The sequence below is a fragment of the Variovorax sp. 20P10.2.4 genome (genome assembly GCF_058244205.1).
Genome location: NZ_JBZAYE010000949.1, coordinates 1 through 2,049 on the forward strand (window position 1 = coordinate 1; position 2,049 = coordinate 2,049).

The window sequence follows — 2,049 nt, forward strand, 5'->3', positions numbered from 1 at the left end:
GTGCACCGCGGTCTCGAGCGCGAACAGCTTCAGGTCGCGTGCATAGTGGCCCAGCACGCGCGGAAAGGCGCCCCACAGCCGTGGGTGCGGCTGCACGTCGTTCGGCAGGCCGTCCGATCCGACCATGGTGCCGGGCGCCGCGAGGATGCGCTGCACGTCGGCCTCGTCCATCGAGAAGTAGACCGCGCCGGCCGGGCAGAGGCGCTGCGCGGCCTGCTCGAGGCCCAGGCCCATCTCGGCGGCGATGTCCGCGAGCTCGCGCCCGGTGTGCTGCGGCATCGGTTCGGACCAAGTGATGCGCACGCGCGCCGACTGGCTCACGCGCGCGGGAATCAGCAGGGTGGAAGAAGCGGCATAGGGATAGCAGTCGATGCACACCGGCTGCCCCTTTGCGGCCCGCGCGAGCAGGCGCAGCGTGGACGCGGAACGCCCGTGGTTCGCCAGGCCCGTGAGCTTGTGGTGCGAGATCACGAGCGGCACGCCGAGCGCGCGGCCCACGCCGAGCGCCTCGTGCAGCGCTTCGTCGATCGCATCGGACTCGTCGCGAATGTGCATCGCGATCAGGCCGCCGTGCGCGCGCAGCGGCTCGCCCACCGCTGTCATCTCGTGCGCCGTGGCGGCGCGCGCAGGGGCATAGAAGACGCCGGTCGACAGGCCGATCGCGCCCGCGTCCAGAGCCTCCTCGACCTCGCGCGCCATGGCCGCGGTCTCGGCGGGCGTGGCGGCGCGATCCAGGTCCCGCACATGCTGCGCGCGCAGCGTGGTGTGGCCGACCAGGAACGCGGCATTGGTCGCGGGACAGATCTCGCGCACCGCATCGAGGTAGTCGCCGAAGCGCGCAAAGCGGCGGTCGCCGCGCCCGATGAATTCGCGCAGCGGCGGCGGCACCCGCTCGAAAGGAATGCGCAGCGGCGCCAGGCTCCAGCCGCAGTTGCCGGCCACCACGGTGGTCACGCCCTGCATCAGCTTCGGATGGCGGTCAGCGGGCGGCTCGAGCAGCAGCCGGTCGTCGTGCGCATGCGCATCGATGAAGCCGGGCGCGACGATGCGGCCGCGGGCATCGATGCGCCGGTGCGCGGGCACGGCGCGCAAGTCGCCCAGGCGCTCGATCACGCCATCGCGCACGCCCACGTCCTGCCGCACGCGCGGCGCCGCGCTGCCATCGATGACGTCGCCGCCCTCGATGACCAGGTCGAGCGGCTGCATCAGTCGACGCGGGCGTTCGCGCGCCGGATCACCGCGGCCCACACCGGCGTCTCGCGCCGCGCCAGCTCGAACAGCCGCTCGGGCGGCCCGCTCGCGGTCTCGAGCGACAGCCGCGCGAGCCGCTCGCGCACCTCGGCGTCGTTCATCATCGCGTTGAACTCGGCATTGAGCCGCGCCACCACCTCGACGGGCGTGCCCGCCGGCACCACCACGCCGCCCCAGGCCACGCTCTCGTATCCCGGCACGCCGGCCTCCTGCACCGTCGGCAGCGCCGGAAAGAGCGGCGAGCGATGAGCCCCCGTGACCGCCAGCGCGCGCACCCGGCCCGAGGCGATGAAGGGGCTGATCGAGGACAGGTTGTCGAACATCACGTCGACCCCGCCGCCGATCAGGTCCTGGATCGCCGCCAGGCTGCCGCGGTAGGGCACGTGCAGCATGAAGGTGCCCGTCATGCTCTTGAACAGTTCGCCGCCCAGGTGGCTGGTGGTGCCGTTGCCGGCCGAGGCCAGGGTCAGCTTGCCGGGATGCGCGCGCAGGTGGGCGACCAGTTCCGCCACGGTCTTCACCGGCAGCTCGTTGCGCACCACCAGCGCGTTCTGCACGAAGCCGGTCATCGCGACCGGCGCGAGCTGGCGGTCGGGGTCGTAGGGCAGCCTCGCGTAGAGCGACTTGTTGATCGCGAGCGTGCCCACGTTGGCATAGCCGATCGTGTAGCCGTCGGGCGCCGCGCGCGCCACCTCGGAGATGCCGACGATGCCGCCCGCGCCCGGCCGGTTCTCGATCACCACCGCCTGCCCGAGCCCCTTGGCCAGCGCCGCGCCCATCACGCGGCACAGCAGGTCG

2 protein-coding genes are annotated in these 2,049 nt (G+C 72.8%); both read right to left on the reverse strand.

Annotation, left to right across the window (positions count from 1 at the left end):
• Positions 1–1,206: N-acyl-D-amino-acid deacylase family protein (locus tag AC27VN_RS39785; RefSeq protein WP_490880258.1), on the reverse strand; the 1,206-nt coding region annotated here is incomplete at its 3' end.
• On the reverse strand, positions 1,206–2,049 hold an 844-nt coding region (locus AC27VN_RS39790; RefSeq protein WP_490880259.1), incomplete at its 5' end, for a Bug family tripartite tricarboxylate transporter substrate binding protein. The genes AC27VN_RS39790 and AC27VN_RS39785, both read right to left, overlap by 1 nt.